This window comes from Vibrio sp. 1580, from assembly GCF_033340055.1.
Genome location: NZ_JAWOVT010000075.1, coordinates 1 through 1,095, shown reverse-complemented (window position 1 = coordinate 1,095; position 1,095 = coordinate 1). Strand labels below are relative to the sequence as shown.

2 protein-coding genes are annotated in these 1,095 nt (G+C 46.8%); both read left to right on the top strand.

What is annotated here, in order from left to right:
• Positions 1 to 808, top strand: an 808-nt coding sequence (locus tag R7093_RS24115; protein ID WP_318146871.1) for an ATP-dependent DNA helicase, incomplete at its 5' end; no start/stop codon positions are given.
• Positions 809 to 864: 56 nt separating this feature from the next.
• The coding region (gene tsaB / locus R7093_RS24110; RefSeq protein WP_318146870.1) for a tRNA (adenosine(37)-N6)-threonylcarbamoyltransferase complex dimerization subunit type 1 TsaB at positions 865 to 1,095 on the top strand (231 nt) is incomplete at its 3' end.

Below are 1,095 nucleotides of genomic sequence, written 5' to 3'. Positions count from 1 at the left end.
GCGTCATTTTACTCTGCATATTACTCCGTTATCGGTGGCAGATAAGTTCCATGAACAAATTGAAATCAAGCAAGGTGCGTGGATCTTCACCTCGGCAACGCTTGCGGTCTCTGGTGACTTTAAGCACTTTACCGATCGTCTTGGCTTAAAACCTAAACAACAGTTTTCGCTGCCATCGCCATTTGATTATGAAAAGCAGGCTCGCCTTTGTGTGCCTCGTTATCTTCCTGAGCCAAACAGCCCAGGTTTAGCGGACAAATTGGTGAGAATGTTAGCGCCAGTCATTGAAGAAAATGACGGTCGTTGTTTCTTCTTATGTACTTCTCACAGCATGATGCGTGAGTTGGGAGAGAAGTTCCGTGAGGTGTTGTATCTTCCGGTTCTTATGCAAGGTGAAATGAGCAAGCAAAAGACTCTTGCAGAGTTTATGGAGCTGGGTAACGCTTTGCTTGTGGCGACGGGGGCATTTTGGGAAGGGATCGATGTTAGAGGTGACGCACTGAGCTGTGTTATCATCGACAAATTGCCGTTTACTGCCCCGGATGATCCGCTGCTAAAAGCCCGAATTGAAGATTGTCGATTGCGTGGTGGTGAGCCGTTTGCTGAAGTGCAAATCCCCGATGCGGTGATCACTTTAAAGCAGGGCGTAGGGCGTTTGATTCGAGATCAGAAAGATCATGGTGCATTGATCATTTGTGACAATCGCCTTGTCACCCGTGACTATGGCGGCACGTTCCTTGGAAGCTTGCCTCCGATCCCAAGAACACGAGATTTAGAACGTATCAAAGCGTTTCTTAAAGCAGAATAATTAGTCGCAGCCTGTGCTGTGATGTAACCAAATAAAATAGAGTTTTAGAGAGTTAAATGAGCGCAAAAATTCTTGCTATCGATACCGCAACTGAAAACTGTTCAGTTGCACTACTGGTTAATGACCAAGTGATTTCACGCAGCGAAGTGGCACCTCGTGACCACACGAAAAAAGTGCTGCCAATGGTTGACGAAGTGCTGAAAGAAGCGGGTCTAACTCTACAAGACTTGGATGCTCTAGCGTTTGGCCGTGGCCCTGGTAGCTTTACTGGTGTTCGTATCGGTATT